This is a genomic window from Halosimplex rarum (assembly GCF_047715405.1).
Taxonomy (GTDB): domain Archaea; phylum Halobacteriota; class Halobacteria; order Halobacteriales; family Haloarculaceae; genus Halosimplex; species Halosimplex rarum.
The window spans coordinates 1,742,186-1,754,999 of sequence record NZ_CP180412.1 but is presented as its reverse complement, the minus strand read 5'-3'; the positions used below and the strand labels follow the sequence as shown (position 1 = coordinate 1,754,999).

The following is a 12,814-nucleotide window of genomic DNA, read 5'->3' as shown; positions in this document are numbered from 1 at the left end:
CCCGCGGCGACCACCGGTCGGTGAGAGGACGGCGAGCCCGCGGTGGACACGCGGATGAGCTTCCTCACGGTACTCCCGCTCGCGATCGTGATGGTCGCCGGGCCGCAGTTGCTCAGCGCAATCTTTCTGGCGACGAGTCGGGACTGGCGGCGCAACTCCGCGCTGTTCGTTTTCGGGGCCGCGCTCTCCATCTCGGCGGTGGTCACGCTTACCTATCTCCTCGGTGGTGTGTCGGTGGGCGGCGGCGGGGAGTCGAACGGCATCCTCTCGACGGTGGTCCTCGTGCTGATCGTCGTGGCGATGATATCCACGTTCCTCGGGCGCGAGGACTCCGAGCCGCCGAAGTGGATGGGGAAACTGGAGCAGGCCACGCCGCGGTTCTCCTTCCGTCTCGGATTCCTGCTGCTCGGCGTGTTCCCGACCGACATCGTCACCTCGGTCGCCGTCGGGTCGTACCTCGTCGCAAACGACCTCCCGCTGCTGGACGCCGCTCCGTTCGTGGCGCTCACGCTGCTGTTGCTGGCGCTGCCGTCGATCGCGGTAGTATTGCTGGGCGCCAGAGCCGAGACGCTACTCCCCAAGGTCCGCGACTGGATGAACGACAACTCCTGGATCGTCAACGAGGTCGTCCTCGTCTTCTTCCTCGTGCTGACGATCACCTGACCGTCGATGGCGATGCACTTCCCGACGCGCCGCGAGATTTTCACCCTCACATCCGTTCGTCGAGCACGTCCGCGACCAGTCGCCAGTACGGTTCCACGTCGCCGATGACGTGGCCTTCGCCTTCGATCACCTCGAACCGGAACTCCTCACCCTTGCTCCACCCGCGCTCGCGGAAACCTTCGACGAACCGCTCGGCCATCTCCAGACCCGGCCCCTCGGCGCCGTGGACGACGCAGACGAACGTGCCCACGTCGTCCGTTCTGTGGACCGGGCTGATCTCCCGGAGGTACGCTTCGGTCGTCTCTTCCGCGGGGTCGTCGATGACGCGGCGAAGCGCGTACTGATTCGGGTCGCCGAGCACTTCGACCCGATCGAGCGTCCCGTTCTCGACGACGGCCGCGCTCCACAGGTCGGGGTAGCGGATCGCCTGCATCGCGGCGTTGTACGCGCCGTAGGAGTGGCCGACCACGGCGAGCCGGTCACCGTCGACCCATGAACGGTCGGCGAGCCAGCGACCGCCTTCGGCCACGTCGTCCACGTCACCGTACCCCGAGTCGCCACGGATCGCCGCCTCGAACGCTCGATCCCGGTTCGTCGACCCCCGGTAGTTCGGCTTCAGCACCGAGTACCCGAGGCCGACCAGAAACTGGGCGAACGGGTCGTAGTCGCACCGCTCCGCAGTCGTCGGGCCGCCGTGAACGTAGACCACTGCGGGCCCTGGCCGGTCGCTCTCTGTTCGATAGAGCACCGCGTCGATATCGAATCCGTCTGTCGACTCGTAGGTGACGTACTCGGGTTCGACCAGCGGCGCGGCTTCGAGAGCTTCGGTCGTCGTGTCTTCGAGCACCCGCGCCTCGCCGGCGTCGAGATCGTAGGCGAACAGTCGCTGGGGTCGCGTCGCGGTACCGATCCGCAGGAGGACCTCATTGCCGGCGTTCGGCAGGTCGACGGCGGTCGCACTGCGCGTGTCGAACTCGCCGCCCGGGAGGTCGAGCACCTGCCCCTCGTCTGGCGCGTCGACCGGATACCGAACCGCCGAGCATCGGCCGTCCGCGCGTCGAATCGTGACGAGCGTCTCGCCGTCGGGCGACAGGGCCGCCGGGAGTTCGTCGCGCTCGCCGGTCCCAAACCACGTCGTCTCGTCTGTTCGCCAGTCGTGAAGCCCCGTCCGATACCACCCCGTCGAGCGATCGTCGAGGAGGATGCGGCGACCGTCGGGGTGCCACCCCCGCTGTCGTGTCCTCGATTCGGGGTCGCCGACGTGGAACGCTGCCTCTACCTTCCCGTCCGTAGTCGCGACTACCTGCCGGCCCTCGCCGAGCGACTCGCTCGGATTCTCCCGGTAGGCGACCCACTCGTCGTCGGGGCTGAACCCGGCGAATCCTTCTTGCTCGGGGTGTTCCGAGAGGGCCCAGTCGGTGTCTGTTTCGCGGTCGCGGAGTCGAAGCGTCCACGGCTCGGCGTAGTGGACGTAGAGCAGTCGCCGGCTATCGCCGTCGATATCGTTCACGAGCGTGTATTCCGCCTGTAGTTCCAGCGGTTCCGGATCGCCTCCGATGGGCAGCCGGTACACCTCGGGTCGCGATTGGAGGAGGAACTCGGAACCTGTCCAGAAGGTCCGAACCACGTCGGGCGGGTCGAGTGCGTCGCTCTCTACCGGTACCTGTTCCGTCTCACCGGTGTCGTACTCGTACAGGCGGAGGCGTTTCTCTCCGCCGGGTTCGCTGTACCACTGTGCGAGCGCACCGCGTTCGGGGACCAGCGTCGAACGGCTCAGGCCGGGACGGGCGGTCAACGTCTCGATCGACGGATCGGCCATGCGAGGAGGTCGAAGCCGCCACGTTTTAAAATTAGGGTCGGTTGACAGTTCGGGCCGGCGAGTGCGGTATCCGAATCGGGGGAACGAGGCGGTGGACCCCCGACACCTAACTACCCGGCGGGAGTGGATCCGCGTAATGACGAGGGGTTCGTCCGGACTGGTCGGCGACGAGCGCGGCGGCGTCGAGCGGTGGGTCGTCTGGCTGATCGTCCTCGCGGTCACCGTCGCCGTCGTCGGCTCGGTCATCTACTTCGGCGACGAGCTCCGTCGCGACAGCCCCGACGCCGACTTCTCCGTCTCGTTCGACGCTGAATCGAGCGCGCTGACCGTCCAGCACGCCGGCGGCGACTCGATCGCGGACCGGACGACCGAGCGGCTGTCCGTGGTCGTCGTCGACGAGAGCACCGGGAACAGTGAGACGGTATCCTGGGTGAGTGACGACCGCGGGCCGACGAAACGCGGCGCCGGGTATCCCGTCGCCCCCGGCGACTCGCTGACCGTCGACGATCCCTCGGTGGATTCGGACGGCGACGAGAACTACCTCGACGCCGAGCGCAGCGTCGGCTTCTATCTGGAAGCCGGTGATAGTGTTCGTGTGGTGTGGACCGGCGCGATGCGCGGCGACACGCAGTCGGTGACGCTCGCCAACGCGACGCTGGGGTCGTAACTGTCGCTGCTTGGATCGTCTGCTCTTTCTTGATCTGTTCGCTAGCAATCGCCATCACCGCAATCGACGGTAAACGTTGAAAGCCCTCGGCGCGCTCGCTAGGAGTCGAAGCAACCGCAGGAAACAACAGGTGATGAAAGCCCTCGGCGCGCTCGCTAGGAGTCGGAGCAACCGCAGGAAACAACAGGTGATGAAAGCCCTCGGCGCGCTCGCGGTCGCTGAGCGGGATATTCTCGCTCGCTACGCTCGCTCGAATAGTGCCCCGCTCAGGCGACTATATGAACGCGAGCCCGCCTCGCCCTTTCAGTCCACCAGGACCGCAACCGACCGCACGGGACTGCAAACCGCCTCACACCTCCCCAGCCGATTGCGTTGCTCGTCGCTTCGCTCCTGCGCTACTCATCCCTCGCACGACTACTGTCGCGCGACGAGACGCGCGACAGCGCGCGCCACCTGGGATAATCAGTCCGTCTGCGTCCGCTCAGATCCCCTTCCGCATCAGGTGGCTCCGGAGGACGTCGTTCTCCTTGTTGCCCGCGACGGGGTTGACGAGGACGACGACGTCGTCGCTGTCGAGGTGACCGCCGGCGGCGAGTTCCTGGGCGGCAGCGGCACCGACGCCGCCGGTGGCGCTCATCTCCACGCCTTCGGCGGCGAGCGTGACGGCCGCTTCGAGGGCGTCGTCGTCGCTGGCGCCGACGGCCCAGCCGCCGGTGTCGCGCACGGCGTCGAGCGCGAGCGCGCCGCCCGCGGGGTCGGGAACTTCCAGCGAGCCGACGAGCGTGTCCGGGCGCTCCCAGACCTCGGTGTCGTCGTCGCCCGCGTCGTCGGCGGCGACGACGGGTGCGCAGTTCTCTGGCTGGGCGACGTGGAGCGCGGGCGCCTCGTCGACGAGTTCTGTCTCCCGGAGCTGTTCTGTGGCGAGGTGACTACCGACGACGCCGAGGCCGTGGCCGGTCGGGTAGACGACGGCGTCGGGGACCTCCCAGTCGAGCTGCTCGACGACTTCGAACAGGAGCGTCTTCGCGCCCTCGTGGCGGTACGGGGAGTCGAAGGGGGCCAGCGAGTGCCAGTCGGCGTTGTCGTCGTCGGCCATCGCGCTCTCGAAGGCCTTGACGGCGTCGGGGTAGCGGCCCTCGACGACGCTCATGTCGCCGCCGTGGACGTTGGTCATGGCTTTGGCGACGAACGTCGAGCGCGTCGGGACGAACGCCTCCGAGTCGAGCCCAGCGCGGGCGGCGTAGGCGGCGACGCTCTGGCCGGCATCGCCGGTCGTCGGGAGCGCGACGTTCTCGGCGCCGTGTTCCCGGGCGGCGGTGACTGCCAGCGCGGCCCCGCGGTCGGCGGTCGCCCCGGTGGGGTTGGCTCCCTCGTCTTTCACGTAGACCGCGCCGACGCCGAGTTCCTCGGCGAACTCGGGGCAGGGGATCAGCGGGGTCGTCCCCTCGTTCGTCGTGACGAGCGAGTCTGTGGGGAACGGGAGCAGGTCGGCGAAGCGGGCGACGCCGTCGAATCGGTCGTCGGCCAGCGAGTCGCGCGTCACGTCGACCGCGCCGTGGTCGTACGTCGGACGGAGGATCCCGCCGCAGTCGGGGCAGCGACGCGGGGCGTCCACCGGGTCGTGGGAGCCCCCGCAGTCGACGCAGACGAGGCCGTCGAGAGACGCAGTGGTGTCCATACCCGAGTCGGGGGACGGCACCGACTAATCACTGTCCGTTCGCCGCCCCGCGGTGGTTCCGGACCGTCCGGGACGGAGACACGGGGCGTTTTGTGGGACCGGTCCATGGTGGAGATATGAGCGACGTCGTCATCGTCGGCGGTGGACTGGCCGGCCTGGTCGCCGCGCGGCGACTGGCCGACAACGGGGCGGCCGTGACGCTGTTCGAACGCCGAGAGCAGGTCGGCGGCCGCGTCCGCTCGCGGGAGGTCGACGGGTTCACCCTCGACCGGGGCTTTCAGGTCCTCTTTTCCGCCTACCCGGCCGTCCGCGAGGAACTCGACCTCGACGCGCTGGACCTGCGGACGTTCGCCCCCGGCGCGACTATCGCCCGCCCGGACCACCGCTCGACCCTCGCCGACCCGTTCCGGGCCCCGCTCGCGGCCATCGAATCGGCGATGAACCCCGACGTGACCCTGGGCGACAAGATTCGAGTCCTGCAGTTGCGCCGCGGGCTTCGGAACACCGACCCCGGGACGCTCTTCGACGGACCGGAAGAGAGTATCCGGGAGTACCTCGACCGCAAGGGATTCTCCGAGCGATTCGTCGAGAACTTCGCCGCACCCTTCTACGGCGGCATCACGCTCGACCGCTCGCTGTCGACGGATGCCGGCGTCTTCCGCTACACCTTCTCGATGCTCTCGCGCGGGAACACCGCCGTCCCCGCCGACGGCATGGGCGCCATTTCCGCACAACTCGTCGACCGCGCGCGAGCGGCCGGCGCGACGATAGAGACCGGTGTCGAGGTCTCCGCGGTCGACGGCGGCCGGGGCGGCGCGACGGTCGAAGCGGGCGGTGAGACGGTCGACGCGGACGGCGTCGTCGTTGCCACGGACCCAAAGAGCGCGAGAGACCTGACGGGCGTCGAATCGATTCCGACCGACGCGCTCGGATGCGTCACCCAGTACTTCTCGACGCGCGAGCACCGCTCGCTCGATACCGGCCACCGGATCCTCCTCAACGCCGGCAGCGACGTCCCCAACACCGTCGCCCCGCTGTCGACGGTCGCGCCGGAGTACGCGCCCGACGGGACGGCGCTGCTCTCGGCCACGACGCTCGGCGACCCGGACCGGAGCGACGAGGAATTCGCCACCGCCGTCCGGGACGCGCTCGTCACCTGGTACCCCGAGCACCGGTTCGACGACCTCGAACACGTCGCGACCGACCGCGTCGAGTTCGCTCAGTTCGCCCAGCCGCCGGGCTTCAGGGCCGACCTGCCCGCGGTCGACGCCCCGGAAGGCTCGGTCTACCTCGCCGGCGACTACACGCAGTGGTCCTCGATCCAGGGCGCGCTGGAGAGCGGGCAGATCGCCGCAAAAACTGTTTCTGACGAGTTGTGAGGGTCTTCACAGACCCCTCAACCGAATAGGCGCGCGCTGTCGAGCGTCCCCGAGCGTTGCGAGGGGCGCGAGACGAAGCCGTGCGAGGGATGAGCGAACGAGCGCAGCGAGTGAGCGAATCGGCTGGGGAGGGGTGAGGCAGTCTGCGGTGCTGTGCGGGGCGGTGCTGTTGTTGTCCTGGTGGACTATAAGGGCGAGGCGGGCTCGCGGGTGGTGCGCGGGCCCTATCCGAGGGAGCGCTAGCGAACGAGGATATCCCGCACAGCACCCGCGAGCGGGCCGAGGGCTTTCAACTCCCAGCAGTTCCTGCGGTCGATCCACCAGCTATCAAGCTCGCTGAATATCCGAACCGGTTGCCAGAGAATTTCACTCCTATAACATCCGGGAGAACTGGCCGAGCGGGGGGAACGTCAACGTCTCCTCGCTCTCGGCATCGAACACGACGGGACGGAACTGCGCGACCCGCGTCACCATCGGCGACAATTCCGGCCGCGATGTCCCGACGCGGCCGTTCACCGACAGTCCCTCGACCAGACGGTTGAACGGGGGAACCACGAGCACGTCCGAGCGGCGATAGGCGCCGTCGCCGAGGAGGAAACAGGGGCGCTTCTGCCCCTCGATCTCGATGGCGGGGTGGTCGTGGCCGACGACGTAGGCGTCAGCAGTCGTCTCGGGTTCCTCGTGGCCGTGACACACGACGACGGTCTCGTCGCCGTCGGTGTCGAGTTCGTACTCGTCGCGCAGGTCGCCCGCGTACGCGTCGCCGAGCATCGTGTCGTGGTTGCCCTCGACGACGACGAGGCGAGCGCCCGAATCGCGGACCGCGCGGACGATCCCCGAGAGCGCCGCGTCTGCGCTGTCCGGGACGGAGCTGAACGAGTGGAACACGTCGCCGGCGAGGACGACCTCGTCGGGATCGAAACGGTCGAGTAACCCCTCCAGCCGGTCCACGCAGTCCTCGCCGGCGCCGATTGGGAACTCGACCGTCGAGGCCTCGGCCTTCCCGAAGTGGAGATCCGCGAGGACGAGCGTGCCGTCGAGATACACTGCCCTGTCCCGGTACTCGGGGTCCATCGAGTGCCATTCGGAGACCGGCGGGCAAAGACCTGACGCACGCGGGGGGACAGGACGCACGTGGGGGCGACAGACCGGGCGACGACGAGACCCTCAGTCGGCGCCGTCGCCGGTCGCCTCGCGGTACTCCGCCCGCGTGACGGTGAACCGGTGGACGTTCGCGACAGTGCCGTCCATGTTGATCTCTAAGTTCCGGAGGAGCCCTTCGCGGCGGCCGCCGTGAGCTTCGATATACCGCGAGACGGCCTTGCGGGACTTCTCGTTGCCCTCGTGGACGGTGACGACGACGGCGTCGAGGTCGAGTCGGTCGAACGCGACCTCCATGAACGCCGCGGCGCGCTCGCCGGAGTAGCCGTGACCCCAGAAGGGCTTGCGAAGCCAGGCGCCGAACGTCGCCGTCTGCAGGTCCCAATCGACGCTCATCCCGGTGAAGCCGGCGAATTCGCCAGCGCCGTCTCGCGGTTCCCGCTGGTCACCGCTCGAATCTTCCGAGGCGCTCCGCGCCTCGCCGTCTTCGCCCGGCTTGGGCCGGATCGCGTAGGTCGCGCCCTCGCCGTTTTCGCGTTCCTCCGTGACCAGTTCGAGGAACTCCTCCGTCTCTCTGGGCGTCTCGTGGGGGTCCCACGTGACGTACTCCGTGATCTCGTCGATGTGCGGCGCGCCCTCCCGGACGTGTTCGTACAGTTCGAGCGGGTCGAGCGTCTCCGTCGTCGCCGCTTCGAGGACGAGGCGCTCGGTCTCGATGCGCTCGGGGAAGAGGTCGGACATACACCTATCCGAACGGGCCACCGGAAAAGCGCTTTCCCGGGTGTGGGACGGGGTAGCGCGGGCGAGCGGTCAGGGGAAACTTATCCCCGTGGGCGTCCGACAGGCGAGTATGACCGATCTCGATGAAGCTGTCGAGGAGTTCCTCGACAAGACCGACACGACGCTCGGAGAGTACGACAAGGGCTACGCCGACGCCGACGCGACGCTGACGGTGTTGCGCGACCACATCTCGGACCTGCGCGACGCCGCCGAGGAGTAACCCCCGCCATTCCGGGGGAAGACCGATAGTCCGTGCGGCCGAACCCTCCGCACATGACAGACGTCGTGATAGTCGACGGGGCGCGAACCGCTCACGGGGCGATGCTCGGGTCGCTCTCGGGCGTGCGCGCGCCGGAACTCGGTGCGACGGTACTCGAAGATCTGGTCGATCGCTCGGGAGTCGAACCCGACGACCTCGACTGGGTCGGTCTGGGCAACGCCGTCCAGGCGGGGGTCGGACAGGTGCCGGCCCGCCAGGCCGTCGTCGAGGCGGGACTGCCGGACGACACGCCCGCGACGACCGTCAACGAGGCCTCGGGCTCGGGACTCCGGGCGATCACGCTCGCTGCAGACCGCATCGACGCCGGCCGAGTCGACGTCGCCGTCGCCGGCGGGATGGAGTCGATGTCCAACGCTCCCTATCTCGTCCGCGAGATGCGCGAGGGGCGGCGCCACGGCAACACCGAACTGGTCGACTCCATGATCTTCGACGCGCTGTGGGACGTGGGCTACGACGCGCACATGGGCGAACTCACCGAGGCGCTGGTCGACGAGCACGGCGTCTCCCGCGAGGCCCAGGACCGGTACGCGCTGCGGAGCAACCGCCGGGCCGCCGAGTCGATCGAGGAGGGGCGATTCGCCGAGGAGCTCGTCCCCGTCGAAGTCGACGACCGCCTCGTCACCGAGGACGAGGGGCCCCGCGCGGACTCCTCGCTCGACGGGCTCGCCCGACTCCCGACCGCGTTCCGCGAGGACGGGACGATCACACCGGGGAACGCGTCGAAGCTCGCTGACGGCGCGGGCGGCGTCCTCCTCGCGAGCGCCGAGGCCGCCGAGGAGCGCGGGCTGGGGCCGATGGTCCACGTCGAGGACTACGCCGTGGCCTACCGCGACCCCGCCGAGTTCTCGCAGGCGGTCGGCGACGCCATCGAGCGACTCCTCGACCGGAACGACCTGGCCGTCGACGACGTCGACCACTACGAAGTGAACGAGGCGTTCGCCGCACAGACCGTCTACGTCCGCGACAGGCTAGGGATCCCCGAAGAGCGGCTCAACCCCCTCGGCGGAGCGGTGGCGCTCGGTCATCCCATCGGCGCCAGCGGCGGTATCCTGGCGACGACGATCACCCACGCGATGGTCCGGGAGGACCACGACTACGGGGTGGTGGGGATGAGCGTCGGCGGTGGCGGTGCGGTGATGATGTTGCTGTCGCGGTAGGCGGTGCGGTGATAGTGTTGTTGTCGCGGTAGGCGGTGCGGTGATAGTGTTGTTGTCGCGGTAACGGCGGTCGAACAGGCGTTTTCGGGCTGCGAACGAGGATTCATATGCGTTCGTGTTCATCTGTGACATATGGACCCCGGTTCCAACGGCCCGCTCTCCACGGAGACCACGCAGAATCCCAGGCCCAACTCTGTCAGCGGCGGCGGACTGTTACTGGGATTACTGCTGTTGATCGCCGCTCTGGTCGTGGTGTCGTACCTCCTCTGAATCGCTCGGCGGAGGCTACTCTCCGCCGAACGTCACTCTCCGCTGTCGTGCTCCATCCCCTCGACGAGCGCGACGACGTTCTCCTCCTCGCCGTCGATCTGCTGGGGGTAGATGCCGACCGCGACGATGTGATCGCCGTCGTCGTGCTGGAACTTCGCGGCGTGGACGTACACGTCGACTTCGCTACCGCCGATAGTCGCCGTCCCCTCGTACTTTTCCAGCGTTCGCGACGCGCCGAGCGCACTGACGCTCCGGGTCTCGACGCGGTCGCCGACGCTGAGCCCTTCGTACTGGGACTCGAACTGCTGGAGGATCTCCCGCGTGCTCATGTCCGAGATCGGGTTGAACGTCTGGCCCACGACGCTGACTTCGGGACTGGCGAAGGTGACGAACACCGCCGCGCGCTGGGACCCCAGCGGCCCGAGGTCGACCGCTCGCTCGTACCTCGCCTGCTGGTTGGTCACCTCGACCTGTCGGGTCTGCCCGGCGGCGCTGAAGTTGCGCGTCACCGTCGACGACTCGACGGCCTGCTCCTCGTACCCAGTGTCGGACTGGACGTCGTCGCCGACCGTCGCCGGCTCGGCGCTGAAACTCAGCGAGTCTTGCCCGGTGAGAAACCCGCAGCCGGCGGTCACCGTCGCGAGAACGACTACCAGCGCCGCGAGCGTCTGTCGTACGTGCATTACCCGATAGTGTATCAGGAAACAGGTAAACGTGCCGCTCGTGAGAACTGGGGACACGTGGCTGAAAACTGCCGTTCGTTGACTATTTCGGGATCGGCCCAGGGATAGTTGAAGTGTATCTGTCATAAATTGATCCGGTCCGACCCGAGAGTCTCGACGACGGCCTTCGGCAGACGGCGGGTTCGGACCCTCAAGAATTATCGGGGAGCGCGCCGGCGGTAGTGGTATGACGGAGTTCTCTCACCGGGTCGAGCAGGTGTCGATAAGCGGGATCCGCGAGGTCTTCGAGGCCGCGGGCGAGGACGCGATCAACCTCGGCCTGGGCCAACCGGACTTCCCGACCCCCGAACACGCCCGCGAGGGCGCCATCGAGGCCATCCGCGCCGGAAAGGCCGACGGGTACACCTCGAACAAGGGCACCGAGTCGCTGCGCGAAGCCATCGCCGGCCGCTACGCCGAGGACCGGGGCATCGACGTCGACCCGAACGACGTCATCGCGACCGCCGGTGGGAGCGAGGCGCTCCACATCGCCCTCGAAGCCCACGTCGACGAGGGGCAGGAAGTCGTGTTCCCCGACCCGGGGTTCGTCTCCTACGAGGCGCTCACCCACCTCGCTGGTGGGGAACCCGAGCCCGTCGGACTGCGCGACGACCTCACGATGGACCCCGCGGCGGTCGAGGAGGCCATCACCGACGACACCGCGGCGTTCATCGTCAACAGCCCCGCCAATCCCACGGGCGCGGTCCAGTCGCCCGAGGACATGCGCGAGTTCGCCCGCATCGCCGACGAGCACGACGTGCTCTGCATCTCCGACGAGGTGTACGAACACATCGTCTTCGAGGGCGAACACCGCTCCCCCATCGAGTTCGCCGAGACCGACAACGTCGTCGTCGTGAGCGCCTGCTCGAAGACCTACTCGATGACCGGCTGGCGGCTCGGCTGGGTCACCGGCTCGAATCGCCGGATCGAGCGGATGCTCCGCGTCCACCAGTACGGTCAGGCCTGCGCGACGGCGGCCGCGCAGTACGCCGCCGAGGCCGCGCTCACTGGCCCGCAGGACGCAGTCGACGAGATGGTCAACGCCTTCGAGGAGCGCCGGGACGTCCTCCTCGACGGCCTCGCGGACATCGGGATGGACTGCCCGACGCCCCACGGTGCGTTCTACGCGATGCCCGAGGTGCCCGAGGGGTTCGTCGACGAGGTGATCGACCGCGGCGTCGTGGTCGTCCCCGGCGACGCCTTCGGCGAGCACGGCGAGGGCTACGCTCGCATCTCCTACGCCGTCGACGTCGAGACGCTGCAAGAAGCGCTCGAGATCATGGGCGAGGCGTACGACGCGGTGCGGTGAGGCGGCGGGCGCCGCGGAGCGACCACAGGCCGTGAACCGTCGGGTTTTATCATCGAACGTCGCTCACGCCCGCTGATGGCGCTGAACCCGGTCACGGTGGTCGTCGCGGGGTTCGTCCTCGTCGTTCTCGTCAAGACGCTCGCGTTCGGGTACGTCTTCGCGAAATACACTAACCTCTTCGCGCGTGTCGGACTGATCTCCCGACCGATGGGGATCGATCGCTGGGCGGGATTCACCGCTTTGCTCGTCTTCTCCGTCGGATTCGCCTGGCTTGCGGCGACGGGAGAGATACCCGGCGAGGGCGAGCCGATGCGGTTCCCGGTCGTCCTGACGATAGTCGGCTTCGGCGTCGGTCTGTTCTGCGTCGCGCTCGCCGTCAGCAACCTGGGCCGGTATCGGCGACTCCGCGACGGCGAGTTCGTCGCCGGCGTCGCGGAGCCGGAGGGCGGGAAGACCGTCGAAGCGCCGCTGAGCGGCGATCACTGCCTGGCCTGGGCGGTCAGAGTCCGCGAGCACTCCGGCATGTTCCGCCGCGGCGGCCCGCCGCCGATCCACCGCGACTCCGGCGGGACGACCCTCGTCGTCCAGTCGGCGACCGAGCGGGTCAGGGTGGACGCGAGCGAGGCGTCGCTCGACGTGTGGCCAGTGGGCGGTCGGCCGTCGCGGTCGGACTTCGTCGCTCGCGAACGGGAGGGTGTCCCGGAGCGCGTGACCGCCTACGCCGCCGACGCCGACCTCGGCGACGCCGACCGCTCCCGGATCTACGAGGAGGTCCGCGTCGAATCCGGTGACAGCGTGACGGTCTTCGGGAGCGACGCCGACCGAACGGCGGTCGGCGGACCCGGAACGGTCCTCGCCGACCGCGCCGGCGAGACGGTCCGCCGACAGCTGAATCGCCGGGTTCGGGCCGGACCCGCCGGCGCCGCGCTCGCGCTCGTCTGCTTCGGCGTCGCGGCGTTTCTGGCCGGGGCGGTCTGACTGCTGCCGGG

Annotated in this window: 13 protein-coding genes; 8 read left to right on the top strand and 5 right to left on the bottom strand. The window is 68.5% G+C overall.

What is annotated here, in order from left to right; all coding sequences use genetic code 11:
- The first annotated feature begins 54 nt into the window (after positions 1-54).
- Positions 55-663 carry a GAP family protein gene (locus tag ACMGFH_RS08520; protein ID WP_415382557.1) on the top strand — a complete coding sequence of 203 codons (609 nt, stop codon included), beginning with the start codon at positions 55-57 and terminating at the stop codon, positions 661-663.
- 46 nt (positions 664-709) lie between these two features.
- On the opposite strand, the gene ACMGFH_RS08515 is transcribed toward ACMGFH_RS08520, so the two are convergent.
- A complete protein-coding gene (locus tag ACMGFH_RS08515; RefSeq protein WP_415382556.1) occupies positions 710-2,482 on the bottom strand; it encodes an alpha/beta fold hydrolase in 1,773 nt (590 codons plus the stop codon).
- A 136-nt stretch (positions 2,483-2,618) separates the two neighbouring features.
- On the opposite strand from ACMGFH_RS08515, the gene ACMGFH_RS08510 reads away from it, so the two are divergent.
- On the top strand, positions 2,619-3,149 hold the full coding sequence (locus tag ACMGFH_RS08510) for a hypothetical protein (RefSeq protein WP_415382554.1): 531 nt from the start codon (positions 2,619-2,621) through the stop codon (positions 3,147-3,149).
- A 481-nt stretch (positions 3,150-3,630) separates the two neighbouring features.
- On the opposite strand, the gene ACMGFH_RS08505 is transcribed toward ACMGFH_RS08510, so the two are convergent.
- Positions 3,631-4,827: a threonine synthase gene (locus ACMGFH_RS08505; RefSeq protein WP_415382553.1), complete on the bottom strand. Its 1,197-nt coding sequence runs from the start codon at positions 4,825-4,827 to the stop codon at positions 3,631-3,633.
- A 92-nt stretch (positions 4,828-4,919) separates the two neighbouring features.
- On the opposite strand from ACMGFH_RS08505, the gene ACMGFH_RS08500 reads away from it, so the two are divergent.
- Complete coding sequence (locus tag ACMGFH_RS08500; RefSeq protein WP_415382551.1) at positions 4,920-6,206, top strand: NAD(P)/FAD-dependent oxidoreductase; 1,287 nt, start codon at positions 4,920-4,922, stop codon at positions 6,204-6,206.
- 372 nt (positions 6,207-6,578) lie between these two features.
- Here ACMGFH_RS08500 and ACMGFH_RS08495 read toward each other — a convergent pair whose 3' ends face one another.
- Both ACMGFH_RS08495 and ACMGFH_RS08490 read right to left on the bottom strand, forming a co-directional pair.
- Positions 6,579-7,280 carry a metallophosphoesterase gene (locus ACMGFH_RS08495; protein WP_415382550.1) on the bottom strand — a complete coding sequence of 234 codons (702 nt, stop codon included), beginning with the start codon at positions 7,278-7,280 and terminating at the stop codon, positions 6,579-6,581.
- Between the two features lie 93 nt (positions 7,281-7,373).
- A complete protein-coding gene (locus ACMGFH_RS08490; RefSeq protein WP_415382549.1) occupies positions 7,374-8,048 on the bottom strand; it encodes a GNAT family N-acetyltransferase in 675 nt (224 codons plus the stop codon).
- 109 nt (positions 8,049-8,157) lie between these two features.
- On the opposite strand from ACMGFH_RS08490, the gene ACMGFH_RS08485 reads away from it, so the two are divergent.
- The 3 genes from ACMGFH_RS08485 (at position 8,158) to ACMGFH_RS08475 (ending at position 9,794) form a co-directional block, all read left to right on the top strand.
- Entirely contained in the window at positions 8,158-8,307 is a 150-nt protein-coding gene (locus tag ACMGFH_RS08485; protein ID WP_415382548.1) for a hypothetical protein, read from the top strand.
- A 53-nt stretch (positions 8,308-8,360) separates the two neighbouring features.
- Positions 8,361-9,524 (top strand): thiolase family protein, encoded by a 1,164-nt coding sequence (locus ACMGFH_RS08480; RefSeq protein WP_415382546.1) that lies wholly within the window; start codon positions 8,361-8,363, stop codon positions 9,522-9,524.
- A gap of 132 nt (positions 9,525-9,656) precedes the next feature.
- Positions 9,657-9,794, top strand: coding sequence for a hypothetical protein (locus ACMGFH_RS08475; protein ID WP_415382545.1), 138 nt, complete (start codon positions 9,657-9,659; stop codon positions 9,792-9,794).
- Between the two features lie 32 nt (positions 9,795-9,826).
- Here ACMGFH_RS08475 and ACMGFH_RS08470 read toward each other — a convergent pair whose 3' ends face one another.
- Positions 9,827-10,477, bottom strand: coding sequence for a DUF6517 family protein (locus ACMGFH_RS08470; RefSeq protein WP_415382544.1), 651 nt, complete (start codon positions 10,475-10,477; stop codon positions 9,827-9,829).
- Between the two features lie 226 nt (positions 10,478-10,703).
- Here ACMGFH_RS08470 and ACMGFH_RS08465 point away from each other — a divergent pair, with 226 nt between their 5' ends.
- Together ACMGFH_RS08465 and ACMGFH_RS08460 are read left to right on the top strand one after the other, a co-directional pair.
- Entirely contained in the window at positions 10,704-11,825 is a 1,122-nt protein-coding gene (locus ACMGFH_RS08465) for a pyridoxal phosphate-dependent aminotransferase (RefSeq protein WP_415382542.1), read from the top strand.
- A gap of 75 nt (positions 11,826-11,900) precedes the next feature.
- A complete protein-coding gene (locus ACMGFH_RS08460; RefSeq protein WP_415382541.1) occupies positions 11,901-12,803 on the top strand; it encodes a hypothetical protein in 903 nt (300 codons plus the stop codon).
- Positions 12,804-12,814 lie beyond the last annotated feature (11 nt).